Source organism: Paenibacillus sp. TAB_01, from assembly GCF_043945595.1.
In the GTDB taxonomy this organism is placed as follows: Bacteria; Bacillota; Bacilli; order Paenibacillales; family NBRC-103111; genus Paenibacillus_S.
This window is the reverse complement of sequence record NZ_JBIFNP010000001.1, coordinates 311305-335553: the sequence shown is the minus strand read 5'-3', so window position 1 is coordinate 335553 and position 24249 is coordinate 311305. Positions and strand designations below refer to the sequence as shown.

General features: G+C 47.0%; 17 protein-coding genes, 8 pseudogenes and 1 riboswitch. Of the genes and pseudogenes, 12 read left to right on the top strand and 13 right to left on the bottom strand.

Annotated features, from left to right (window positions below):
- Positions 1-40 precede the first annotated feature (40 nt).
- The 4 genes and pseudogenes from ACHHV8_RS01620 to ACHHV8_RS01605 all read left to right on the top strand — a co-directional run bounded on the left by ACHHV8_RS01620 (position 41) and on the right by ACHHV8_RS01605 (position 2782).
- On the top strand, positions 41-283 hold the full coding sequence (locus ACHHV8_RS01620; RefSeq protein WP_395163395.1) for an iron-sulfur cluster assembly accessory protein: 243 nt from the start codon (positions 41-43) through the stop codon (positions 281-283).
- A 145-nt stretch (positions 284-428) separates the two neighbouring features.
- A pseudogene (locus ACHHV8_RS01615) lies at positions 429-921 on the top strand (type 1 glutamine amidotransferase domain-containing protein).
- A gap of 108 nt (positions 922-1029) precedes the next feature.
- Entirely contained in the window at positions 1030-1641 is a 612-nt protein-coding gene (locus tag ACHHV8_RS01610; RefSeq protein WP_395163394.1) for an SDR family oxidoreductase, read from the top strand.
- Between the two features lie 241 nt (positions 1642-1882).
- A complete protein-coding gene (locus ACHHV8_RS01605) occupies positions 1883-2782 on the top strand; it encodes an aldo/keto reductase (RefSeq protein ID WP_395156178.1) in 900 nt (299 codons plus the stop codon).
- Positions 2783-3018: 236 nt separating this feature from the next.
- Here the strand turns inward: ACHHV8_RS01605 and ACHHV8_RS01600 are convergent.
- Positions 3019-4139 (bottom strand): IS3 family transposase gene (locus ACHHV8_RS01600; protein WP_395156176.1). Its coding sequence is split into 2 segments (ribosomal slippage): positions 3019-3890 and positions 3890-4139, totalling 1122 coding nucleotides; the frame shifts between segments, so codons are not numbered across the junction.
- A gap of 87 nt (positions 4140-4226) precedes the next feature.
- Here ACHHV8_RS01600 and ACHHV8_RS01595 point away from each other — a divergent pair.
- Together ACHHV8_RS01595 and ACHHV8_RS01590 are read left to right on the top strand one after the other, a co-directional pair.
- A pseudogene (locus tag ACHHV8_RS01595) lies at positions 4227-4455 on the top strand (spore coat protein); the annotation flags it as partial.
- Positions 4456-4799: 344 nt separating this feature from the next.
- A protein-coding gene (locus ACHHV8_RS01590; RefSeq protein WP_395156174.1) for an IS3 family transposase occupies positions 4800-6028 on the top strand; the annotation gives its coding sequence in 2 pieces (ribosomal slippage) (positions 4800-5088 and positions 5088-6028; 1230 coding nt in all).
- 140 nt (positions 6029-6168) lie between these two features.
- Here ACHHV8_RS01590 and ACHHV8_RS01585 read toward each other — a convergent pair.
- The 3 genes and pseudogenes from ACHHV8_RS01585 to ACHHV8_RS01575 form a co-directional block, all read right to left on the bottom strand.
- Positions 6169-6702, bottom strand: coding sequence for a 2'-5' RNA ligase family protein (locus tag ACHHV8_RS01585; protein WP_395156172.1), 534 nt, complete (start codon positions 6700-6702; stop codon positions 6169-6171).
- Between the two features lie 35 nt (positions 6703-6737).
- Positions 6738-7769, bottom strand: a pseudogene (locus tag ACHHV8_RS01580) (IS1595 family transposase).
- Positions 7770-8024: 255 nt separating this feature from the next.
- Positions 8025-8543 (bottom strand): DJ-1/PfpI family protein, encoded by a 519-nt coding sequence (locus ACHHV8_RS01575; protein ID WP_395156170.1) that lies wholly within the window; start codon positions 8541-8543, stop codon positions 8025-8027.
- Positions 8544-8691: 148 nt separating this feature from the next.
- Here ACHHV8_RS01575 and ACHHV8_RS01570 point away from each other — a divergent pair, with 148 nt between their 5' ends.
- Positions 8692-9081 (top strand): winged helix-turn-helix transcriptional regulator, encoded by a 390-nt coding sequence (locus ACHHV8_RS01570; RefSeq protein WP_031537027.1) that lies wholly within the window; start codon positions 8692-8694, stop codon positions 9079-9081.
- Between the two features lie 550 nt (positions 9082-9631).
- On the opposite strand, the pseudogene hxlR reads toward ACHHV8_RS01570, so the two are convergent.
- Positions 9632-9871 (bottom strand): annotated as a pseudogene (gene hxlR / locus ACHHV8_RS01565) (transcriptional activator HxlR); the annotation flags it as partial.
- Between the two features lie 150 nt (positions 9872-10021).
- Between hxlR and hxlA the strand changes: the two are divergent.
- The 3 genes and pseudogenes from hxlA to ACHHV8_RS01550 all read left to right on the top strand — a co-directional run bounded on the left by hxlA (position 10022) and on the right by ACHHV8_RS01550 (position 11961).
- Positions 10022-10654 carry a 3-hexulose-6-phosphate synthase gene (hxlA, locus tag ACHHV8_RS01560; RefSeq protein ID WP_395156167.1) on the top strand — a complete coding sequence of 211 codons (633 nt, stop codon included), beginning with the start codon at positions 10022-10024 and terminating at the stop codon, positions 10652-10654.
- 3 nt (positions 10655-10657) lie between these two features.
- Positions 10658-11221 (top strand): 6-phospho-3-hexuloisomerase, encoded by a 564-nt coding sequence (hxlB, locus tag ACHHV8_RS01555; protein ID WP_395156165.1) that lies wholly within the window; start codon positions 10658-10660, stop codon positions 11219-11221.
- Positions 11218-11961: pseudogene (locus tag ACHHV8_RS01550) on the top strand (3-ketoacyl-ACP reductase). Before hxlB ends, ACHHV8_RS01550 begins: the two are co-directional and overlap by 4 nt.
- Here ACHHV8_RS01550 and ACHHV8_RS01545 read toward each other — a convergent pair.
- The 3 genes and pseudogenes from ACHHV8_RS01545 to ACHHV8_RS01535 form a co-directional block, all read right to left on the bottom strand.
- The gene (locus tag ACHHV8_RS01545) at positions 11942-12487 is read right to left on the bottom strand and encodes a VOC family protein (protein ID WP_395156163.1); all 546 of its coding nucleotides are present in this window, start codon (positions 12485-12487) and stop codon (positions 11942-11944) included. The pseudogene ACHHV8_RS01550 and the gene ACHHV8_RS01545 overlap by 20 nt on opposite strands.
- A 183-nt stretch (positions 12488-12670) precedes the next feature.
- A pseudogene (locus ACHHV8_RS01540) lies at positions 12671-13547 on the bottom strand (NAD(P)H-binding protein).
- Positions 13548-13642: 95 nt separating this feature from the next.
- Positions 13643-14046 (bottom strand): annotated as a pseudogene (locus ACHHV8_RS01535) (Rrf2 family transcriptional regulator).
- Positions 14047-14228: 182 nt separating this feature from the next.
- On the opposite strand from ACHHV8_RS01535, the pseudogene ACHHV8_RS01530 reads away from it, so the two are divergent.
- Positions 14229-14822, top strand: a pseudogene (locus tag ACHHV8_RS01530) (L-dopachrome tautomerase-related protein); the annotation flags it as partial.
- Positions 14823-15019: 197 nt separating this feature from the next.
- Here the strand turns inward: ACHHV8_RS01530 and ACHHV8_RS01525 are convergent.
- The 3 genes from ACHHV8_RS01525 to ACHHV8_RS01515 all read right to left on the bottom strand — a co-directional run bounded on the left by ACHHV8_RS01525 (position 15020) and on the right by ACHHV8_RS01515 (position 19273).
- Positions 15020-16144 (bottom strand): NADH-dependent flavin oxidoreductase, encoded by a 1125-nt coding sequence (locus ACHHV8_RS01525; RefSeq protein WP_395156161.1) that lies wholly within the window; start codon positions 16142-16144, stop codon positions 15020-15022.
- A gap of 432 nt (positions 16145-16576) precedes the next feature.
- A complete protein-coding gene (locus ACHHV8_RS01520; RefSeq protein ID WP_395163393.1) occupies positions 16577-17602 on the bottom strand; it encodes an LLM class flavin-dependent oxidoreductase in 1026 nt (341 codons plus the stop codon).
- Positions 17603-18403: 801 nt separating this feature from the next.
- Positions 18404-19273 (bottom strand): LysR family transcriptional regulator, encoded by an 870-nt coding sequence (locus ACHHV8_RS01515; RefSeq protein ID WP_395156159.1) that lies wholly within the window; start codon positions 19271-19273, stop codon positions 18404-18406.
- A gap of 180 nt (positions 19274-19453) precedes the next feature.
- Here ACHHV8_RS01515 and ACHHV8_RS01510 point away from each other — a divergent pair, with 180 nt between their 5' ends.
- Positions 19454-20659, top strand: a complete 1206-nt coding sequence (locus tag ACHHV8_RS01510) for a benzoate/H(+) symporter BenE family transporter (RefSeq protein ID WP_395156156.1) — start codon at positions 19454-19456, stop codon at positions 20657-20659.
- A gap of 480 nt (positions 20660-21139) precedes the next feature.
- On the opposite strand, the gene ACHHV8_RS01505 is transcribed toward ACHHV8_RS01510, so the two are convergent.
- Positions 21140-21826 (bottom strand): ArsR/SmtB family transcription factor, encoded by a 687-nt coding sequence (locus ACHHV8_RS01505; RefSeq protein ID WP_395156154.1) that lies wholly within the window; start codon positions 21824-21826, stop codon positions 21140-21142.
- Entirely contained in the window at positions 21774-23009 is a 1236-nt protein-coding gene (locus ACHHV8_RS01500) for an MFS transporter (protein ID WP_395156152.1), read from the bottom strand. The genes ACHHV8_RS01505 and ACHHV8_RS01500 overlap by 53 nt, the downstream gene beginning before the upstream one ends.
- Before the next feature lie 923 nt (positions 23010-23932).
- A riboswitch (cyclic di-GMP riboswitch) is annotated at positions 23933-24018 on the top strand.
- The last annotated feature ends 231 nt before the right edge of the window (positions 24019-24249 follow it).

Sequence of the window (24249 nt, the reverse complement as noted above, 5' to 3'; positions counted from 1 at the left end):
ATCATAATCTTGTGATTTTATCTTTCTCTATAATCAAAAAATCATACGAACGGCAATTTGTATTTCAAACCGCATAACGTTGGACCATGGGGACCATGCCCATTATGATGTAAAACTTGATACGCCCACGGACCATGATGAGATTGTGAAAACAGACAAAGGCATTGATGTTTTACTTAATAAAAGGGAACCGTTTTTAGATGGGGTTTGGATCAAGTATTTCTATGTGCCGCAAGCAGGATTTGACATTACGAATTCTTCCAACATACATCACCATCATTAAACATGTGACAGAGCGATACTATTTGTTTTTATACTCCCATATATCTAGCAGTAACATATACTAAACACGGTAGATTACTTGTATTTATTGTGTTAAATGAGAATAATACCAACCATGCTTTTACAAATTTAAGGGGCTTATCATTATGAGCAAAAAAATCGCTACACTAATAACAGACTTATTTGAAAATGTAGAATTCACAGAACCAGCACAAGCATTTAAAGATGCTGGTCATCAATTGATCACAATCGATACAGGCTGGAAACGATATTACTGGTAAAAAAGGTCAAACAGTAAAAATAGATAAAGGAATTGGGGAAGTTAATCCTCAAGACTTTGATCCTTTACTAATCCCTGGCGGCTTCTCTCCTGATTTATTACGTGAAGATGAACGTTTTGGTTTACAAGAAGGTAAACCTGTTTTTGCCATTTGCCATGGCCCACAAGTATTAATTGATACAGACCTATTAAAAGGCGTCGACATAACAGGTTTCAAATCAATAAGGAACGATCTCAAAAATGCAGATGCTAACTACAATGATGAAGAAGTTGTGGTAAGCAATAATATTGTAACAAGCCGTTTTCCGGATGACATTCCTGCCTTTAATCGTGAATCCTTAAAATTATTAGCTGAATAATAGATACTGAATAGTATCGTTTTAGAAATAAATTTCACAATGAATGATCAATACAAAAAAGGTTTTAAGTTTTACTATGTCATTAAATGGTAAGCGAGTAGTTGTTTTATAGGGGGTACTTCTGGTATTGGTTTAGCAACTGCTAAAGCGTTTCTAGATCAATCTGCTCAAGTGATTATTGCCAGCCGTTCTGTTTTCAAATTAAATGAAGCAAAAGCAAAACAAGTTCTTGGTGACAGTGTAGAAGCAATTGAAATCGATTTTCGAAGCGAAGAAAAAGTAGCAGAATTTTTCAGTAAGGTTGGAAAATTTGACCACCTTGTGGCAGCAGGTGAAGGCGCAATGGGGCACTTTAGCGAACTGCCTGTGGCAAGTGCTAAAGAGGCGTTTGATAGTAAGTTCTGGGGGCAATATATTACTGTCCGTTCAGCACTTCCATATTTAAGAAATGAGAGCTCAATCACCTTAACCTCTGGTGTATATGGCGTTCGTCCTCCTCAAGGTGCTACTACGTTAGCAGCAATCAATTCAGCCATTGAAGGATTGGTTCGAGGACTTTCCGTAGACCTAGCCCCTATTAGGGCAAACGTGGTTTCACCTGGAATTGTAGACACTCCAATCTATGCTGGAATGTCAGATGATCAGAGGCAAGCACTGTTCAACGGCATTGCACAACAGCTCCCTGCTGGACGGATTGCAAAGCCGGAAACACATAGCTGAAACTTATGTATACCTTGCTAAAAATGGTTTTACTACTGGGACGGCTGTTCTTATTGATGGTGGAGCTCACTTAGTATAATGGCCTAAATGGATGTTGAACCGAAGCTTACCCCCCTACTAACTAAAATAGAAATAAGGTAAGAATTGTGTGATTTACTGGTGGAAATACTGCAAAAGAGTATTGCTGTCTTTTTTGTTCATTAGGTACATAAAAAGATACAAAAGGAAGTGTTGATTTTTAATGAGTGTACAGGACGATAATAAATTAACAAAAATAAAAAATCCCCTTGAAAGTCGTGTAGTTACATTGCCTGATGGAACTTCTCTACCAAGAATAGGACAAGGAACTTGGTACATGGGAGAAAATCCTCAAACGAGAGAAAGGGAAATCAAAGCTTTACAACTCGGAATAGAATTAGGCATGAAACTAATAGATACGGCGGAAATGTATGGTGATGGCGATTCTGAACGCTTAGTAGGTGAAGCAATTAAAGGACGTAGAGATGACGTCTTTTTAGTATCAAAGGTGTATCCTCATCATGCAGGATTAGATATGATTGCCAAAGCGTGTGAAAACAGTCTAAAAAGGCTGGGAACCGATCATCTTGATTTGTACCTTTTACACTGGCGAGGACGTGTGCCATTAGCAGAAACCATTGAAGGAATGGAGAAGCTACGCAAGGAAGAAAAAATAGTAAGGTGGGGAGTCTCCAACTTTGATACCGATGATATGAAAGAGTTATGGAACACCACTAACGGAAAAAATTGTATGACTAATCAAGTGTTATATCATCTTGGTTCAAGGGGTATAGATTATGATCTCTTACCATGGCAGCGAGAACATCACATGCCTATTATGGCATATAGTCCGCTAGCTCAAGGAGGTTCATTAAGAAGACAATTGTTAACGGATCCAACCATTAAAGAGATTGCAGAAAAATACGCTGTACAACCCTTACAAATCGCTCTCGCTTGGACAATCCGTTCTAACTATTGTCTAGCTATTCCAAAAGCTGTTCAAGAAGAACATGTACTAGCAAATGCGAAAGCTACTATAATTGAATTAACAAAAGAGGATTTAAATAGACTTGATGAGGTATTTCCGCAACCGACTAGAAAAATGCCTTTGGACATTATATAGAAATTTTAGAGGATAGACAAAGAGAGAGGGGATTGAATGTGTATGTCAACAGAGGTATTGGAAGATTTACTCCAGATGCAGCTAAAACCTCTTGTATGAAAATTAGCTTCTAACTTATCCAATGCAAAGCAATAATTAGGAGATGAATGAATATGAATCCAATCAATGAAACGTTAATTGGAATGGATGGACTATCTGATCAAATGGTTGCAATGGATTGGATTGTCAACAGTAAATCAAACAGCTTTTTTAAGGGCTTCTTGACGGTACTGAACAGGCGTCATATAGCCTAATGTTCCATGAATGCGATGCTTGTTGAACCAATTCACATAATCGGATAATTCTAGTTCCAAATGATGAAGGCTCTGGAAGTTCATCTGGTTCACGAACTCTGTTTTCATGATTTTGTAGGTGGCCTCGGCTACGGCATTGTCGTATGGACAGCCTTTCGCACTTAGAGATCGACCGATTTCAAACGTCCCCAGAAGCTCGTCTATCTTGTGATTTTTAAACTCACTGCCTCGGTCCGTATGAAACCACTGAATCTGACGTAAATCGCCCTGAACGCTCGCAAAGGCGCGGGAAATCAGAGCAGCGTCTTTATTCGGACCTGCACTGTGACCAATGATTTCTCGATTAAATAAGTCCAGCAGCACGCAGATGTAATGCCACTGGTTCTGAACCTTCACATAAGTTAGATCGCTGACAACGAAGCGCTTTGCTTCTTCTTGCTCGAACTCACGGTCCAGAACATTCCTTGTCGTTGCTTCATTAGGCGTGGTTTTATGAGGCTTATATTGCGCCACTGTGTAGGTAGAGACTAGCCCTTGCTCTTTCATAATCCGACCAATTCTACGCCTGGAAACGACGATCCCGCGTTCCTCGAGCTTGACCTTGATCTTTCGTGTACCATAAGCTTTTCGGTTGCTATGGAATATTTCTATAATCGCTTCGGTTACATCGTCTTCGTTCGTTAGTTCCTTCGCATCATAGTAAAACGTACTTCTTGCGATTTGCAGGACGTCGCACATTGCTGATACCGAGTATTTATCACGGTTGCTCTGGATGATAGCTACTTTCGTCCCATGATCAGCGCTGCTTGCTTTAGAATATCCACCTCCATTTTCAAACGTTGATTCTCTTTTCGTAATGCGATCAGCTCGTTCTCTTCTGACGAGCGATTGTCCTTCTCCTTGAAGGAACCCGTTGTCTGGTCTTGTTTGATCCAGCGGTCTAAAGCTGAGGCTGTGAGATTGTACTCCTCCACAATCGCTGCTCTGGATTTCCCATTTTTATAGAGTTCCACCAGTTGTTTTTTGAAAGCTGGAGTAAAGGTACGTCGTTCTTGTTTGGGCATTGTAGCGTTCCGCTCCTTCATGATGATAAGTATATTCTACAAGCCCTTATTTTTATTGTCCAACTAAGTGTAGACGATCCAGATTAATTAATTGCAGCTAAAAGTGGAATTAGAAATTATGCGTTTGCAGTTACCGAATCAGGAACGCCTGAAGTTAAAGAGATTCTAACTCGTCACTTGGTGGAAGCTTCTTGATATGCATGAACAAATTTATAGTTATATGGTAGAAAAGGGATGGTACCACGCTTGGGATATGAACGAACAAATCAATTTGGATCTCGATAATATTAATACAGCATTAAACATTTTTTTGTGAAATGGTCGGAAATATATGAGTTTTAAGATTGAAGGTAGAATCGTCAGCTAATTCCCGGATAAAAACCGATTAAACCTCACCTGACTTAATGTAAAAATTATTCAAATATTTTTTATTACGAAAAGGTAGGAGCAGGGAATTCATCAATTTTCAACGAAGTAAACTATAAGGTTTCTGTCTCGCACCTATATATGATTTAAATTTTTTTAGTTCCTGCTTCTTAATTGGCTAAAAAATTGTAAATTAAATCCTAACTAATCCAAGTGAAATCTGTTTAGCCCCCTAGAGAACTTGGACACTAAGAGTGTGTATGGTTTACACTATTAGTGATAGGGGCTGATGAAATGACAAGAAATAAACATTCAAAAGAATTTAAGAAGCAGGTTGTCAAAGAAGCAATAGAAACCGGGAATAAATCCGCGGTGGCGCGCCGCTATGAGATTGCGGTCAATATGCTTCACCGTTGGGTGAAAGAATTCGAAGAAGGCAAGTACGGTGAGACATCACATGATGCCGTTACAGGATTGGAATCGAAAGTGCTGGCTCAGGAAAACGATCAATTAAAGAAGTTGCTTGGTGAACAAGCCCTAGAGATTGCGATCCTTCGTGGCTTAATAAAAAAGAAAAACCCTCATTTGCTGACAAAGTTGAAGTAGCGGACAGCTACATTAACCAGGGATATGCCGTAACGCTTGTGCTGCGTTTGGTCCAAATTCCGAGATCCAGCTACTACTACCATAAGTTCAGTAAAGTAGTGGAGAAAACAGTAAGTGAGGGGCGCCAAGCACCCGGATATTCCATTCAGCAAGACGGCACCAAAGTGGCGGATGCTCAGATTCAGGAATGGTTAATGGAACTGGTAGCTGGGGACGGCTATACGTATGGCTATCGGAAACTAACCGTGGCGCTACGCCGGGAATACGGCCTTGTGATTAACAAAAAGAAAGTCTACCGATTATGCAAAGTGCTGGACATTCTGCGCCCACAGCGAAAAATTCACTCTAAATACCCGAGGAAACTTGCTCGAAACCGGATCATTACGGCCTCTAATCAACTTTTTGAGACCGATATTAAATATGGCTACATTGTAGGTGAGGATCGCTTCTTTTTTATTCAATCCTGCTTAGACGTCTACGACCGCTCAGTGGTCGCTTTCCACATTGGCTTACGTTGTGAAGCTACCGATGTGGTACGGACCCTGCAAACGGCCCTATTTAAACGTCAGTTGTTTGAGGCAGAATTAAAGCCTGTCATTCGTTCCGACAATGGACCTCAATTTGTCTCACATGTTTTTGAAGCAGCTTGTAAAGGCTTTGAAATAGAACATGAACGGATTCCACCGAGAACGCCGAACATGAATGCACACATTGAGTCTTTCCACCGGTTGCTGCAGGACGACTGTTTAGCTCGATATGATTTTGAGTCCTACAGCGAAGCCTATGAAGCAGTCACCGAGTTCATTCGATTCTACAATGAGCGGCGAATCCATTCCAGCATCCGGGATATGTCGCCAGACCAATTCTATGAGCAGAACCTGATTAAACCGATCCCAATTAAAGAAGTTCGTGTATAACTTAAGAAACTAAGCCTGGATGAGTAAGGGTGAGCTTGTGTCCAAACTCAAGGGGTTAATCCGAAATTGTTTTTTCCTAAGGCTATGTTAAATCTATTTGTTGATTACTGACCAAGTAATAACCGCCTTCGATAAGGCGGTTAAATAGCGAGTTGGATATCTTCAAATGGTACGTATTTGTTAGGTTCAATTTCTTTATACACCCGAACGTAAGTTACATTAAAGGTCGGAAAAGGTGCTAATGCATTTCTCGATGCAGATTCCATTTCTGTAATTTCCGATTCTTTCATACCCCAGTAAGTCTGACCTAAAGTCAAATGAGAATGATAGTTATCCAACTCGAAATAACGTTTGATAAGCTCAGGCGAGGGTGATACCGTTTCTACCAGTAGTTTGTGCAATTCGTATATCTCTTTCGATTGAACGCCCAGAAATACAACCGCAGTTCCGAACGTTGCTGGCTCTGTAAGCGATAATTGGAAACTTTGCACGGATGAGCAAGCTTCTCGCACTTTGTCAAGCCATATCATATCTTCGGTAAGTCCACCTTGAGCCTTCACAGTGATGTGAGGCTCGACAACTTCCCTAAGCCGATTGCTATCCCAACGATTACGAAATAATGCGATTTGTTCTTTGTACTCATCAGGGGGAACGATACCAATAAAATATTGCACTTTCACACCATCTTTCTAAGTATTTGACCTTTAATTTAGCAAGAATACGATGATTGACGGAGATGAACGTTTGTCTCCTTTACAGGAAACAGACATGATAACACTAACATATTTTTCTTGTTCGATGAGGTGTTTTCATATTCCTTGCTGTCTATAAAGCGAAACCATGCCAAATAATGTTGCAAATATTTAGTTGCAACACCATTGAAACGGTCCATCCATTTCTTCAATCGGCTGTGGTAGCTGTTTACGTTTTGGATGTGGTATACGCCTTTCACACGTTATTTCCCATCAGATTTGAATCGGTAATGAGCCAAGCCTTTCGTATTTGCGTACGAGCTGAATGCTCTCCACGAATCAGTACAAATAACATTTGAATCGGATAGATGTTCGCCAATCGCTTCATCCAACTTCGTTGTCTTAATACGCCCACGTCCAAGAACGCCAGAGTAGGTCATCTTCTGACGGTCACGGGCTACGAGGACGTAAACCTGGTCGTTGCTTATTCCACGATATTTGGATTTACCGCCGCGTTTTCGAGGCTTTCGTTCAACGAGATTCCGCTTGCCTTTTTCAGAGAACAGGAAATAGGTTTCGTCCATTTCGACGATACCTTGGAATGCTTCAGTTGGTATTTGCTTCAGCGCGGCGAGTATTTTGTGCCGCCAGTAAAACAAGGTGACATGTGTAACTTCACCAAGCAACTCTTCGGCACATTTCCTTAGCGAATAACCTTCAATCATGAATTCAATGAAACGAACCCAAAGATGTGGTCTACGCGTACGCTGAAGAGGGGTGTTTGTGAGGTCATTAAACGTTTGAATGCTGGATTTACAACGGTAACGCTGCCGTTTGACAATGCCAGCACGTGTTGTTACAGCATACTTCCCAAAACGTACGACAGAATGGGTTTGGCAATGCGGACACACAAGTCCATCATTGTGCTTCTGCTCTTGAATTTCATCAATTGCTCGAACTGGAGCCGACATGCCCTTGGTTCGGGATTGCAAGAAGTAGATAAGCTCCCGCTTAGCCGAAAAAATAATATTAAACTTTAACGAAAACATAGAGCATGCACTTAATGATATTTTAGAATTGTACACTTTTACATTGAGAATAAAGTATTTTTTACTCAGTGGTAAGATGAACATAAAGAAAAATTAAAAGAGCGTTGCAAAATAATATCCATAGGACAGCACCAACTCTATCTGTTAAATGGGTTAATTTTTGGTGTATTTTTCTTACATTTGGATAGCCAAAAGCCTACGGAATTAATTCCGTAGGCTTTCGATTATATGAAAATTCAGGGAGGAAATGTAGAATTAGCTTAATGCTTTTACTAAAGCTTCTCCAAATTCTTTAGCGCCATCTGGACCATCACCAGTGATAATATCATCATGAGCAACAACATGTTTTTCAACATATGTTACTTTATTCGCTTTTAATTGGTCTTTTTGTACATCTACTGGATAGCAAGTTGCTTCCCTTCCAGTAAGTAAACCCGTTTTAGCTACAGTAACCGCACCTGCACAAATTCCTGTTACAAGAACTTTATTAGTATACGCTTGTTTCAAGTAGTCTTGTAATTCTTTATTTTCCCATAGATGATCGTTCGTACCAGATCCACCAATAACAGATACAATATCATAGTCAGAAGCAAAAACGTCTGAGAAAATGACCTCAGCAGTTGCTTTACCTTCATAATCCCCTATGATTTCACCTGTTTTTGTACTTGCAATTGTCACATCAATTCCGTTGCTTTCCAATTCCGCTTTTGGTTGAAATAATTCGTCTTCATTGAAACGTTCTGGTGGTATAATTAAAAGTGCTTTTTTACTCATTTGTAGTTCCTCCTCATTAATGAAAAAGATTTGCCGGTAAGACGACCATTTCATTCTACTGCTTGTTTTCTTCACTGTGAAGAATGCACTTTTTTGTAAGGAGGTTACCGACAGGTTACAATTGATACAAATAAGGAGGTAAGAATTTATGCCAGATACATTTAGAGATGAAGTTAAAGAAAAGATTATAAATGGTGATTATAATTGTGAAAAAGAACTTACCTTATCAATTATAAGTGGTAAATGGAAAATTGTTATTTTATGGCATTTGGGGGTAGAAGGACCACATCGATTCAGTGATCTCCAAAGGCTTTTTCCAAAAATATCTCATAAAATATTAACGAATCAATTAAGAGAACTGATGGAAGATGGAATAGTTCATCGCGAGGTTTATCCAGAAGTACCACCGAAAGTGGAATATTCCATGACTGAATTGGGGATGACTTTACTTCCTATCGTTGAAATGATGTATGAATGGGGAAAAAATCGGATAGCAGAAATCATAAAAGAAATGGATATTTCGGAATTAAACAATTAAGCATAAGCTTACATTTACAATATTGCTTTACAAAACCTATTAGATAAAAGAAGCACCTTCACTTAACTGTAAGGAAGGTGCTTTTTTTCTACCCATCATTAAAAATTAAAATGTTCGAAGGGTCCAACACGACTAAACCAAGGCATTTTTAATCCATTTTATTAATCATTTTTAGTAACTTCCTTTATTATTTCAGTTGCAACCGTAACAGTGGCGCCGATATCCACAATTCATTCCTGGGTCAAGGACTTGTAAACGAAGTGATTTTCAATGTGGCACCCGTACTAGAAGTCAGAGGGTTGCAGAGGGTTGAATCTCTTAATCGACAAAGATAACTATTGTTTTAAGCATGTGCAACTGCTTCAACTGCGCTATGCGATTGATCGAACTGTTTCTTAGAAGTGTTAATACCGAATTATCCTCGGCCTTCGTAATGACCCCTTTTCGAAGGGTCATTATTATTTTCAGAGACGAACTTTTAAGACAAATGTAAGTTTTCTTTTCACTATTCCCCCCTTAATATCACTTGTATAAAACCAACTGCAGCTCCAAAATCAACTTTAGGCGGCACGACGGGATACACTTTGCGGTTCACGATGCCGTCGTCTTCCAGCTCCCGCAGCTGCGTCGTCAGCATGCGCTGCGTGATGTCCGGAATCAGCGATTTAGGCTCGCTGAAACGTTTGGTGCCATCTTTTCCAAGGTGCCACATGATGATCATTTTCCACTTGCCCACGGAGAGCGTCAGTTCTTTCTCGTAATTGAATACCTTGTCTTCATTTCTGCTCATGCTGCAGTCCGCCTCCTACACCGTAGTATACTTTTAGACACTATATAACAAAATTGTGCCTACTTCCAGTTTTGATACCTTCTCCTTATAATTAAGTTCAGCCTAGCGCATACTTAGTATATTCACACTCAAAGGAGGCACTCATTCAACATGAAACTTCAGCTTGCACTTGATCTGGTGAACATCCCGGAAGCCAAGGAAGTCGTCAAGGAAGTACAAGAATATATCGATATCGTCGAAATCGGCACTCCGGTCGTCATTAACGAAGGGCTTCTTGCCGTGAAGGAAATCAAGGAGGCGTTCCCGAGTCTGGACGTGCTGGCCGATCTAAAAATCATGGACGCCGGCGCTTACGAGGTCATGAAGGCTTCCGAAGCCGGGGCCGACATCATCACGGTGCTGGGCGCTACCGACGATTCCACCATCCGCGGCGCGGTGGAGGAAGGCCGCAAGCACGGCAAGAAAATTCTGGTCGACATGATCAACGTGAAAAACCTGGAGGAGCGCGCGCGCGAAGTCGATGCGCTAGGTGTTGATTATATCTGCGTGCATACCGGGTATGATTTACAAGCGGAAGGCGAGAATTCCTTTGAACAGCTTCGCATGATCAAAAACGTCGTGAAGAACGCCAAGACGGCGATTGCAGGCGGGATCAAGCTCGCCACACTGCCGGAAGTCATCGAGGCGTCCCCGGATCTGGTCATCGTCGGCGGCGGCATTACAGGCCAGGCGGACAAGCGTGCCGCGGCAGCCGAAATGAAGCGGCTGATTTCGGCGCGTTAAGCGATGGCGCAGTCCATCAAGCGCCATGCGGCGCATATCGTGCAAGAGCTCGAGCATGCCGCATCGCTGCTCACAGAAGGCGCCGGCGAACGGCTGACGGAAGCGATTCTCGAGGCCGAGCGTATTTTTGTGGCGGGGGCGGGACGCTCCGGCCTCATGATGAAGGCTTTCGCGATGCGCCTGATGCATCTGGGGCTGCAAGCCCATGTCGTGGGCGAGACGGTAACACCAGGTATTACTAAGGGTGACCTGTTGCTGATCGGCTCCGGTTCGGGCGAGACGCGGACCTTGATCGGCATGGCCGAAAAGGCGAAGGCGCTGGATGCGGACGTCGCCGCACTCACCATCCAGCCGCAGTCGACGATCGGAGCGCGGGCCGACATCGTCGTCCAGCTGCCGGGCGCGCCGAAGGACCAGGCGTCCGACCTGGATTTGACGGTGCAGCCGATGGGATCGTTGTTCGAGCAGACGCTTCTGGTTGTGCTAGACGCCGTCATCCTTCGGATCATGGAATCACAGAGCCAGAACTCCGGCAAGATGTACGGCAATCACGCGAATCTGGAATAACGGACAGGAGGGAAAGGCAGGCATACTCAAAGGTAAAACGGCTATTTATTACATGCGCTGGAAAGGGGATCGGTCTCGCGGTCGCCCGCACCCTCGCACAGGAAGGTGTCGTCCGGGCCTGATGGCGTGGTTCGCGTCCGACCTGGAACGCGCGCAGAAAGAACTGAAGGAGACGTACGGCTTCGACGCCGCCATCGCGGTTGCCGACGTCGGCAACCGCGGCGAGGCCGAAGCGGCTGTCGCCCGCTTGATCGGCGAGCTCGGCACCGTCGATATCCTGATCGACAACGCGGGAACGGCGACGTTCGGCACCGTGGCGGACATGGATCCCGAGGAGTGGCAGCATATCGTTCAGGTCAACCTGATGGGGACGTACTATGTTACACACGCCGCGTTGCCAACGATGCTGGAGCGCAAGTCTGGCGACATCGTCAATGTCGCGTCCACGGCCGGAGAACGCGGCTTCGCGACGGGTTCGGCCTACTGCGCGTCTAAATTCGCCGTGATTGCCTGACGGAATCCCTCTTCCATGAGGTCCGCAAGTCCAACATCCGGGTCGTCGCCTTGACGATGCCGAGCACCGTGAACACGGAGCTCGCCGTCAGGACGGGCTTGCCGGTCGGCCCGGAGGAGCGGATGATGCAGCCCGAGACGTGGCGCAGCTGGCGATCGCGGCCCTCACGCTGACGTCGCGCGTCGTATTGAAAACCGCGGGCATTCTCACGACCAACCCGCAATAATCACCGGCATACGCAGAAAGGGCATCCTGACCGGATGCCCTTTTGCGATGTCTGTCCTTATTCGAGTCTCTTCCCGATCCCCAATGATATCCGAACGGGTCGGCCAGTCGGAAGATCCTCCAGCCGTGCTCCTCGCCGATCGGGAAGATCTCGGGGCGCCTGCGCCGATCGCCTGCACGACCATGGCATCCGGGTCGTCGACCGTCAGGATCATCCGAACGGTGCTCCGACCCGCAGTTTCCGGTCTCCAGTCCGAGTCGTCCTGGATCCAGAAATTCGCCTCGCCGACGATATGCTTCCCTTTGTCGTCATCCAGACGGTACAGCTCGGCCGCTCCGAATGCCGCCTTGTAGAAAGCCGCGGCTTTCGACGCGTCCCTGCGGTACGGCTCGCTGCTTTTGCACCCGACACCGTGAATCGCGCCTTCCTTCCAGTTCGCCGTTTCGCAAGCGTTTCCTTCCGCAAGGCGCCGTTTACGCAGCGGGCCCGGTCTTTTCGGTACTCCGGCGCGAGCGAACGGTAACAAGCGAGCGTGTCCGGCGAATCGGCTAGCCGGGGGACTTCGCAGACACGAATTTTCATGTCCGTTCACCGTTCCCCCGCCCACTTGCCCGTCTGGACACGATTTTTCGTGTTTCCCCACCTGTGTCCGTGGAAAAAGGCTATCCCCGGTCGTCATCGAATCGGCCCTGGGATAGCCCCTGCAAAATCAATTATTCCCGTACTGGAGCTCGCTCACCATACCACGAAGCACGCTACCCACCGGCTCGGCCGGGCGGCCGAGCAGCTTCTCGATGTCCCCGCTCTCGATGTCCAGATTGCCTTCGCGGATCGCGCGCTGAATCGCCACCACAATCGGCACCACGGGCTCGGGCACGCCGGTGCCCGCCATGATAGAGGCGTACGTCTCGTCATCCACCTGCTGCACCGGAACATCGCGAACCAGCACGCCGACAAGCTCCGCGGCGAACTGCTCCTGCGTGAGCGGCTTGCCCGAAAGCTCATAAACGGTGTTCTCATGACCGCTTCCGGCCAGCACGGCTGCAGCCGCGTGCGCATAATCGCGGCGCGCCGCCCATCCTACCCGGCCGGATCCCGCCGACGTCAGCCAGGGCGCGCCGCCGAGCACCGCCTGAACGGTGCCGATCTCGTTCTCGGTGTACCAGTTATTGCGCAGGAACGAGTACGGAATGCCGCTGTCGCGGATTGCCGCTTCCGTCGCCCTGTGAACTTCGGCGAGGAAGATGGTGCTGTCGTCCGCGCGGCCGATGCTGGTATAGGCGATGAAGCCAACGTTCGCGCGCTTCGCAGCCTCCACCGCGGCCTTATGCTGCCGAATGCGCGTTTCGTTGTCGCCGTCCGTGGAGATCAACAGCAAACGGTCGATGCAAGCTAACGTGCCGGTCGAACGTCTCCGGCTTGTCAAAGTCGCCTTCACGCACGTCGACGCCGCGGGCGCGCAGATGCTCCGCCTTCTTCGGATCGCGCACGCTCACCGCCACATTTTCCGCCGGCACGGTCTCCAGCAGCTTCTCCACCGCCATCGAGCCCAGCTTGCCGGTTGCGCCTGTCACCAACAATTTCATCGGAATCCCTCCATATTTTCGTTTTGTTGTAATAATTGTCGTTATAACAACACTGATTACAACTTATTTATAAAAAAAGCTCATGATGAGCTTTTTTATTGAAACTGCAACGCGAGCTGCGCCAGCGTGGTCTTCTCCAGCCGCCGCTCCATGGCCGCCTGCGCTTCCGCGAACTCCGCGCGCAGCGTGGGCCGACAGGACAGTCTGGGCTCGGCCCGCCGTGGACGTAGAACAGCTGTCCTTCCTCGACGACGTCCACTGCGCGGTAGACATCGAGAAGCGTGATCTCATCCGGAGCCTTCAGCAGAGACGCACCGCCCACGCCGAGACGCACGTCGACCAGACCCGCTTTCTTCAGGTTGCCCATGATTTTGCGGATTATGACGGGGTTCGTGTTGACGCTTCCCGCGATAAAGTCGCCGGTGCATTCCTTTGGGCTCACGGCGATCAGGGACAAGATATGGACCGCTACGGAAAAGCGGCTGCTTATCTGCTTCACTTCGCATCACTCCGTTGTAACCATTCTGTTTACTTCCGATCGCCATGTCAATCACAAGTCATCATCGCCCGCCGCATGCACATATCTATCTGTAAGTAAGTGTGATGAGGAGGCTGCTCCATGCGGCATTATGAGATCGGTTCCACTGGAACCGGCTGGATTGGGATTTTCCCGACGCGCGGATGAAGGAGACGTTTGAAGCCAACCAATATTGGCGCACGGCGATGCCGGCGGCATCAAGTTGGAACGGCAGGGACGGTATTATGTGTCGGTGCCGCGCTAGGCGCAGGACATCCCTTCCACGATGAACAGGATCGTGCTGAAAGACGGCATGCCGGTGCTCGACGCTTTCCCCAGCTGGGCGTGGAACCAGGCGGGCAATGTCCGCGTGCTGCAGTCGGTGCTGAAATCGACGAGTACAACCGGATGTGGCTGCTGGACAAGGGAAAAATCGCCTACGCGCCTTCGCCGGAAGGGTCGCAGAAGCTGATTGTGCTCGATTTAGGCACGAACCGGCTGCTTGATTACATCGTCATTCCGAATGAAATCGCGTCCTACCGGAGTACGTTCCTGAACGACCTCGTCGTCGACAACCGGAACGGGTTCGTGTACATTACCGATTCCCTCGGGATGGCCGGACCATCCGCTGGAAGGCGGCATTATCGTGTACGATATGCCGACGAGAACGCTGCGGCGGGTGCTCGACCGTCATTACAGCACGCAGGAGTTACAAACCGGTACTCCGGGAGAAGCCGGTGCGCATCGGTGCGGACGGTGCCCGGCAGCACGGCGGCGACGTCTGCCAGGATCGCAGGTATCCAGACCGTTCTCTTTATTGACATGTGATTGATCAAGTAATTTTCAGCCGGAATTTGTTATCATCCTATCCCAAAATCATTAAATATATATAAACCAAAACTAAGATCGGCTTAAGACAGGAGGCATGACGGAAAAGCCGGCTGCGGCGAAGCGTTCAGTGCACCACCGGGAACCAGCCCGGCGCGCCCATGATGCCCTGCCAGAGCGGATCCGGGATGACCAGCCGGCGCTGATCCTTCTTGCTGAGCGTCGTTGCGATCTCGGCCTCCCGGCCTTCCGCGACCTTAGCGACCCAATCGGGCTCCATGATCAGTTCGCGGCCGAGGGCAACCAGCTCCGCGCCCGTCTCAAGAGCCTCCAGCGCTTCCTCGGGCGTATGTATGGAGCCGACGCCGATGACGGGCGTCCGTCCGCTGGCCATATCCACAATCCATTGCAGCCGCGACTTGCTATCGTCCGCCCCGACCCGCGGTTTGGAACGGAAGTCCATGAGCGACACATGGAGGTAGTCCAGCTCCCGGCCCGCGAGCACGTCGACCAGCTTCAACGTGTCGTCCATCGTGATGCCGTTCTCCTCCGGTTCTTCCGGCGAGAAGCGGTATCCGACGGCAAACGGCCGTTTGGCATGCTCGGCGACGACTCGCTTCACCTCTTCCACCACCGCGAGCGGAAACGTCAGCCGTTTCGCTAGATCCCCGCCCCAGCGGTCGTCGCGGCGGTTCGTATGCGGCGAGAAAAACTGCTGCAGCAGGTATCCGTTCGCGCCGTGAATCTCTACCCCGTCGAAGCCCGCCTCAATCGCCCGCCGCGCCGTCTCCCCGAAGTCACGCACGATGGCTTCGATCTCGTCATCATGGAGCGGTCTTGGCCTGACATTCCCGTTCTGTTCCGACGGCACGTCGCTCGCGCTCACGATATCCTCGTCCTGCACCAGCTCCGGCGGGCACAGGCGCCCGCCGTGGAAAATCTGCAGCAGCGCCACGGCGCCTTTTTCATTGATCGCGGACGCAAGACGCCGCAGGCTTGGGATCATGTCGTCCGTGTCGGCGCCGAACTCGCCGGCGAACCCTTTGCCGTTGCGGGTGACATAGGTGCATGCGGTCACGACCATGCCGACGCCGCTGGCCCGACGGATGTAATAGTCGACCTCGGTGTCCGACACCGTCCCGTCCTCATTCGACGACCAGTTCGTCATCGGGGCCATGACGATTCGATTGTCCAGCCGGATGCCACTTCGCAGCGTAAAGTCTTCAAATAATGGCTTATATTGGGGTTTCATGCGCAAGTTCTCCTTATGAATGATTAGACCTCAACTAGTTTGTTCAACAACGGGAAAAACATGCGAAGATGGCGAAACACGATAAAAAGGAGATACGGATACGGTACGTCGTGACCAATCGGTACGGAAGATGAGCGCGCATGAGCCGCAACGAATATGGTATCCAGCATCAATGAAGTGATCGATCACATCCATTCACACTTGGACCTACTCGGCGGCGGACCGCCTTCCGCCTGACATAGGCGCTCGCATGAAGAAGAGATCTTGACGCAAAGATGCGCAAAAAACCACTCCGGTATGGTAGGTAAGGTATGGAGTGTTTTTTTGCGCGATCGGCGCAGGATTGCCGATGATCCGAGGATAGGTCCAGCCAATCGATTTCTCGCGGTTCAGCTTGATCCGGCCGCGGCACATTCATTTATCGCACGCGGGTTACGATTTGAACAGATTCGTAACAATCTCATACGAATGCAGGCGAGCCTTATGGTCGAACACCTGGGCAATGACCATCAGTTCGTCCGCCTGGGTGTCGTCCAAGAACGATTGGAGCTTAACTTTCACCGTTCCCGGACTGCCGAAGATGGAAGACCCGAGCTGCTGATGGACCGCCCGCTGCTCGTACTCGGTCCATAGACCATCCATACTTCTGACCGGCGGCTGCAGCGGAATTTCTTCGCCCCGGATCAGATTCAGGAATTGCTGCTGAAGCGTCGTTCCCAGCCGGTTTGCCTCCTCATCCGTGTCGGCGGCGACAACATTCACGCCGACCATCGCGTAAGGCTTTTCCAGCGCCTTCGAAGGCTTGAAGGAACGGCGGTACAACTCCAGCGCCGGCACGGTATTGACAGGCGAAAAATGACTCGCGTAGGCAAACGGAAGACCGAGCTGACCGGCCAATTGGGCGCTGAACCCGCTGGAGCCGAGCAGCCAGACAGGAATCGATAACCCTTCGCCGGGAATCGCCTTGACGGGCATGGGTCCTGACGCCAGCGAAGGATCGAAGTACGCTCGCAGCTCATCCAGCTGCTCCGGGAAATCCTCGGCGTCATTCCGGCCGCCGCGGCGCAGCGCGCGGGCGGTACGCTGATCGGTACCCGGCGCCCGTCCAAGTCCGAGATCGATGCGTCCCGGATACAGGGATTCAAGCGTTCCGAATTGCTCCGCGATCACGAGCGGCGAATGATTCGGAAGCATGATCCCGCCTGAACCCACTCGAATCGTTGACGTTCCAGCGGCGACGTGCGAGATCACGACAGAAGTGGCCGAGCTCGCGATAAAAGGCATATTGTGGTGCTCCGCAAGCCAATACCGGTGGTATCCCCACTTCTCGGCATGCCGGGCAAGATCCAGAGTGTTCCGGAACGATTGGGCGGGACTGCCGCCGGCAACGATCGGAGACAGGTCAAGCACCGAAAAAGGGATATCGGTCAGTTGTTTGGTTGTATGATCAGCAGTCATTCGGATATCCTCATTTCCTTTTTCATTAGGTTCCTTCACTGTAGTATGTCCATTGACCGTGCCGTCATCGCCTGCGAAAGAAAAACCGTCAGGGAACGTCCCCGACGGCTCTGCAAGATTGGTTAAACGATGTAGGTTACTTGTTGCAGTTGAGATGCACGAAAAGCCCGGCCTTCCGGGCCAGGGCCCTTCCGTATTCCTCCGACAAATCAGCCTGCATCGGAGATGCCCGCTTTGCGTCTTCTCTCCAGCTCTCGTTCCAGGCTCTGCGGCCTTGTCGACAGTCACGTACCAATCGAAACGCGCGTTTACATAATCGCCGTCCTGTTGGAACGTCCACATGCCGTGGCCGGTCAAATCGCCTGTGCCCTTCAGCGAAATGCTGTGGAGCACCTGCTCGCCCGTTTTGCAGGACTGCCAGCGCAGCTTGTACGGCAGCTTGCTCTTCGACAGAATGACGTACACCTCGTCACCGGTCTCCGGGGCTTTGTCGGCCGAGTCGATCTTCAAGTACACGTCGGGTTACCATCGCTGATAGTCCGGGAAATTCCAACAGATTTCGAAAACCTCCCGAATGTCTCCTTAAATTCACCATTCCGTCGGCTTATAGTACTCGTTCGCAGCCATTTTTCCTCCTGTATCGGATTACGGGTTGTATTCCAACTCATGTTTCTATTTGTAATAATAAACCAAACTGCAAATTCTGGTAAACGTGTATCTCAAAATTTTCCCAAAAAGAAACATCATTATTTGCCATTTTTCAACGTTGAAGTCTTACTTTTGAGTAAATAATTTTGGTGTCTAAAAAAGTTTCAAAAATTCTTTTGCTGCTTTTGATAAATAACTATTCTTCCTCCAAATTACTTTGGGTTCAGATATTAAGGTCTGATCCTTTAGTTGAATGACTCTTAATCCTCCCATTGAATGGAGGGATAATAACGAGAGCGGTAAGATCGTTGCACCAAACCCCGATGAAACGAGACCAAGTAACATAATTAAATCCTGACATTCGCACAATATATTTGGTTCTAAATCTAACCGTTGAAATTCATTGACAATTTGTCCATACGCACCTAAACCATAGTTTGGTCGCAGAAGAATCAATGGCAAATCGATGATTTCCTCTAACCTGCATTGTTCTGATCCACTCCACGTCCATTTTTCAGGCAAAACAAGCACATATGGATCACTTTCCAATGCCATTTGAGAGATACTTTTTTCTGTTATTGCACTATTTGTTATCGCAATCTCAATCTGACGTTTAGATAACATTTTTATGAGATGAATCGTTTCACCTTCCCATACTTTGAAAGTAAGACCAGGATTTTTCTCACGAATATCTACCACCTTAGAAAGAATTAAAGATGCACAATAAAGATTGGATCCAACAGATAAAATCCCACTGGCGCCTTTCCTCAATTCTTGAACTTCAACCATTGTTTCATCAAGTTTATTTAAAAGTTCTTTTGCTCGAAGAAGTAATCTTTCCCCCTCCAAGGTTAAATTAAGACTTTTGTTATCTCGATCAAATAAAACGACGCCTAGCTCTTCTTCCATTTGTTTGAGTTGTTTGCTCAAAGGGGGTTGAGCAATATTTAATTTCTTTGCAGCGGTCGTGATCTTACCTTCTTCTGCTATAGTGACAAAGTATTTTAACTGTCGAATATCCAAGATGAAACCTCCATCATACACAAAAGATATAGTAAATAGATAAAACAGATATTTTAAGTATTGTTAAATTACGTATACACTTAGATGTAGTTTTATTCATAAGTTGAAGGAGTGTGACTTTGATGATCAAAAAAAATATTATACAATTTCCAAAGCTTTTATCGGTTGGGAATATATCGAATGGATTTGTGGCCTGGCTTTTTGGTTCAGCAGGAACCATTATTAATTGTTTTACAAGCTGCTGCAAATGGTCATTTGTCTGGTAGCATAACCAGCTCATGGATTTTCGCCATTTATGGGATGGGGGGACTCCTAACGCTCATCGTCTCCTTATATTATGGGCAACCCATAGGCTATGCCTTTTCAATACCTGGAGCCATTCTTGTCGGCTCAAGCTTAACCCATTATTCTTTCAACCAAGTGGTTGGTGCCTATATTATAACCGGGATCCTTATTTTTCTTTTAGGATTATCTGGCCTTGTTACAAAATTGACGAAGGTTTTGCCTATGCCAGTTATGATGGGGATGGTGTCAGGCGTCTTACTCCCTTTTGGAACTGAAATGATCGGCTCGATTGTAAAAAATCCTTTACTCAACGGAATCCCATTACTTGTCTTTCTTGCTCTTTCTTTTTTCTTACGATTTTCAAAAAAGTTTCCGCCTATATTAGGGGCGATCATTGCAGCAATTCTTTGTCTTAAATTTTTGCCAAACGTTTCTGTACAGCCTCTCCATATAACAATGGGCATTCCCCATTTTATCATCCCATCATTTAGTTTTTCCGTTGTAGGGGAACTTGTCATTCCATTACTCTTAACGGTTATTGCCATTCAAAATGCCCAAGGGATTGCTATGTTAGAGCCCCATGGCTATCGTCCACCGATCAATGCCATGACCAATTGGAGCGGAATCGGTACCATTATAAATGCTTTTTTTGGGGGCCACCCAGCCTGTATTGCAGGTCCCATGACGGGCTTACTTGTTAATAAAGAATCAGGCAAACATGAACATAGGTATGTCGCTGCTATTGTATTAGGAGTATTATCCTGTCTATTAGCTCTATTCTCTCCAATAGCTTCGCAAATGCCACATGTCATTCCTGCCTCATTAATTCAATTACTAGGTGGCGTCGCCATGATTAGTGTACTAGTTGACTCTTTGAAAATGAGTTTCTCTGGTCCATTCAAATCAGGCGCCCTCTTTTCCTTTATAATCACAATCTCTGGGATCTCAATTCTCCATATTGGAGCGCCATTCTGGGGTCTGGTTGGGGGTACCTTGGCCACCTTATTCTTAGATAAACAAGATTTTTATAAATCCGAATCAAGTTACCAAAACAATGAAACTAACTTGAGTGAAGCTCTTTGCAAGGACAAAATTTCCTAACACCGTTTCTTTAGACCTCGGATACATCTCATGAAAAAAAATAAATGACACCTAGACATAGTGTAGTCTAGGTGTCATTTATTTCTTTGTATAGAATAAAAACCTCATTTACTTATTCTTTGGGTGATGGCGCATAAGGTACTATTACCTTCTTCGCTTCCGGTGTGGCCGTTCTCCAACCTGCTTGCTGAGATTGACGAATCCATCGGGATAACTTCTTACCGCTATTAGACGTTTATAGCAGAACTTGTCGAACGGTACCCGATAGCCACCCATGCCCTCTCTGGCAACACAGATGATGTGAAATTTTCGGGGTAGCTGAATAAACACCAGGTAGGTAAATATATCATTGTTACACATCAGTCCGGATGGACTATAAATCGACGAGTTAGCTGAAGGAGACTTGATCGTCAACGTGCCAGCCTACAACAGCAAGCTCCAGTTCATCACTTAGGCAGTACTACTCGAAACTTCCCTCAGCTAACCCATTTGCATTTCAAAATATTCCTGAAGTCCCCGCTTTCCCTCTTCCGTTACTTTAATAGCCCTAGAACCGGGCATCGCTTCCACCCAGCCAAGCTCTTGAAATTTGATCACGATCCCGTAACCCAGTGATCCGGCTAGGTGATGCTTGCGTTCGCTCCAATCGAGGCATTTTTTCGTGAAAGCTCTACGCTTCCTCCGAAGTGCCACTAAGTCAACGCCGAAGTCTGTGAAGAATGCGCTCCCTTGCTCCGTCAACTGGAAGTCCGTTATCTCCTCCGAAATAATGCCCTTCTGCAATAAGCTCTCGGTCAGTGCTACCCCGAACTCACCGGCAAAATGGTCATAACAAGTCCGTGCTTTTTTCACCGCTCTGGCCTGCGTCGATTCCCGCAAAGACTGAACCGGAATCATCGGCGATATAGATAACAATGTTTCCAATGTACCGGCAACATCTGGATTCATTTGATAATAATGATGGCGGCCTTGTCGTTGTAGTGTGACGACGGAAGACGTCAACATTTTTCCGAGGTGGAAGCTAGCCGTTTGCGGTTTGATTCGCGCCATAAAGGCCAGCTCTGATGCCGGGTGCATCCGACCGTCCAGCAAGGCCACCAACATCGCCGCCCGACTAGGCTCTGCGAGAATGGCGGCGATCTCTGCCACATTTACATTGGACTCCATAAGCGTTTTCCTCCCTCCTATTCATAGCTAAACGCCCAGCTAAGATTAAGGAAATCATCCCAACAGCAAGCGTAAATCCTACTATAGCACGAAAAAGGCCATAATGTGCCGATAGTAAACCAACACCGATAATAGGAATGCCAACACCGATATATACGCAGATGTAGAGGCTAGAGATGATCTTTGCTTTGTGCTCAGGCGGCGCGATGGCGTTGACCAACTGCATGCTGCCTTTGAAAGATAGTCCTTGTCCGATTCCGGCAGTCGCAGTGCCGATGAGCAACGACATTGCGGAGCTAAGAGGAACCGCCACTACGATAAGCGTCAAACCTAGGCAAAGCGTCAACAGGCCTGCCAACATTGAAGTGGATGTGCCTACGTTTCGACTTAGTAGCTGTGTGAGGACAGAGGCGCCGAGCATTAGGAAGACGACACCACCTGCAAATGCCAGATTGCGAATACCTAGCAGCGATGCGATATATGACGGAATGACGGACATAAACAATGCGGTGACAGCCCATGCGGTCATCGCAGTTAATGCGGCAGATGTGAATGACCGCCTGACTTCGCCGGTAAGCCGCTGCGACTCTCGGGAGACTTGGGATTGTTGGGAATGATTCTGCGTTTGTACTTGAACCGTTTCCCTAAGTCCGATGATCCCTAGTAAACAGGGCAAGACGAGTAGCCAATGTACCACGTACGGAGACACATCCGCATAGGAGGCGTATTGGGCGGCTGCACCGCCGATAAGGGGGCCTATGGCTGTTCCGCCCGCTGTCGCGATTGACGCCGCAAGCGCCGCCGACTGCTTGTTCGGATAGGGGTTCAACTCCATTAACGCAGCAGACCCTGCCCCACTGAGCATACCTACAGCAATCCCTTGCAAAGCTCTCGCTACGAACAGCATCCATATCCCAGAGGAGCATGCAAACAATACGGAGGCCATTATCGAAGTCACGGATCCAGCCGCAATCAGTTTCTTTCTCCCATAGCGATCCGACGCCTTGCCAAACAACGCTAACGAAGGAATCAGCACCACGGCATAGGTAGCAAATATCAGCGTAAGGACGAGCGGCGAGAAGCCGTATCTCATCTGATATAATTGGTAAAGGGGCGAAGGAATATTAGTACTCATCATTAAAATCAACATTGAATAAAACACTAACCAGAACGATTTGGTCATATTCTACACCGACTCTCTATAGTAGTTGTTGTTGTACCCTTTTGATTGTACAAGCGGATCACTACCATGTGCATCGAAGTATGAAATGCATGACAATAGTTCTTTGCATCAGTTTAATTGAACAAAACCGCCCTTTAATAACATCAAAGAGGAACTGATCTCGCCACAGCTCCATATTAACGTAATCCTTTAGTTTAGAGGATTACAGTCTTTTTGCGTTATTAAATCTATGTATGCCAAATCCCTTTCTATAGGTCGAATGGAGACGGTACAAAATGGATTCGTACGAAAGATCAAGAATTAAAGACGAAGTTCGATACGAAGTCGAAAGTGAAGTTCGGGATGAAATAGCAGCAGAAGATAAGCAGAGGCGGCACCTCTTTCAAAGGTACTCGCCTTTGCAGCGTTCGCGGTAATCATTATTTATATTTTAGGCTTAATGTGTTTGGTTTTTTCGGAATCCGCTGTTTCAATCGTTGCCATTTCAGTTTTCTTTTACATTTTAAGCACATTAATTTATACCGTCTTATACGGCTGGTGGATACCCGAAAGATGGACGCGATCATGGATTGTAGTACGAATCCTTCTTGTTCCATAGACCGGAGCGATTACAATTGGCGGTGTGATTTTACTATTAAACTTCTTACTTACGATGTTCTTAAAGACAAACGGTTATTCCGGTATTCTTTGGTGAATTTGATGTGAATAAATACTTTCCTTCTTCGCAACTCGATTTTTCCCATATGCTTATTTCTCCAAAAATGCACCTCAACGGTTTATAATTCATGATGAAATGATTCATTTTCAGTCATGAAATGTCGAAAAATAAGACCAGAATCATTAAGGTGGTTTCGACAGAATATTGTTGGCATCGTATACTTTATATAGTTCAAATGGACTATGTAAGGGTAACGATTATAGCCAATCGATAATGACAAACCTTTCGAAAGAAAGGGATGCAAAGCTATGGATCGAAGGAGCATCCCTTTATGATCGCCAAGTTGCCGATTTGGGTGAGTATTTGCCATCATCCATTTCTGGGTTATTTTTTTATTGATAAAGGAGGAGAATCCAGCAGCAAAGATAATGATAGTTGACGATCAAGTCAGTATTAGAATGCTTTACCCAGCACTCTTAACTGCCTCAGGTCACGAGAAGCCGGGGGCAGTATTTCTGCAAAGATTATCGGAGGTCAGACAGGAGCAAACACAATACTTAAGGCAAATAAACTGGTAAGAGT

Coding starts and splice junctions, on each gene's coding strand:
- ACHHV8_RS01605 (WP_395156178.1), top strand. CDS start 1,883: ATGAGTGTACAGGACGATAATAAATTAACAAAAATAAAAAATCCCCTT.
- ACHHV8_RS01575 (WP_395156170.1), bottom strand. CDS start 8,543: ATGAGTAAAAAAGCACTTTTAATTATACCACCAGAACGTTTCAATGAA.
- ACHHV8_RS01570 (WP_031537027.1), top strand. CDS start 8,692: ATGCCAGATACATTTAGAGATGAAGTTAAAGAAAAGATTATAAATGGT.
- hxlA (WP_395156167.1), top strand. CDS start 10,022: ATGAAACTTCAGCTTGCACTTGATCTGGTGAACATCCCGGAAGCCAAG.
- hxlB (WP_395156165.1), top strand. CDS start 10,658: ATGGCGCAGTCCATCAAGCGCCATGCGGCGCATATCGTGCAAGAGCTC.
- ACHHV8_RS01525 (WP_395156161.1), bottom strand. CDS start 16,144: ATGAAACCCCAATATAAGCCATTATTTGAAGACTTTACGCTGCGAAGT.
- ACHHV8_RS01520 (WP_395163393.1), bottom strand. CDS start 17,602: ATGACTGCTGATCATACAACCAAACAACTGACCGATATCCCTTTTTCG.
- ACHHV8_RS01510 (WP_395156156.1), top strand. CDS start 19,454: ATGGATTTGTGGCCTGGCTTTTTGGTTCAGCAGGAACCATTATTAATT.
- ACHHV8_RS01505 (WP_395156154.1), bottom strand. CDS start 21,826: ATGGAGTCCAATGTAAATGTGGCAGAGATCGCCGCCATTCTCGCAGAG.
- ACHHV8_RS01500 (WP_395156152.1), bottom strand. CDS start 23,009: ATGACCAAATCGTTCTGGTTAGTGTTTTATTCAATGTTGATTTTAATG.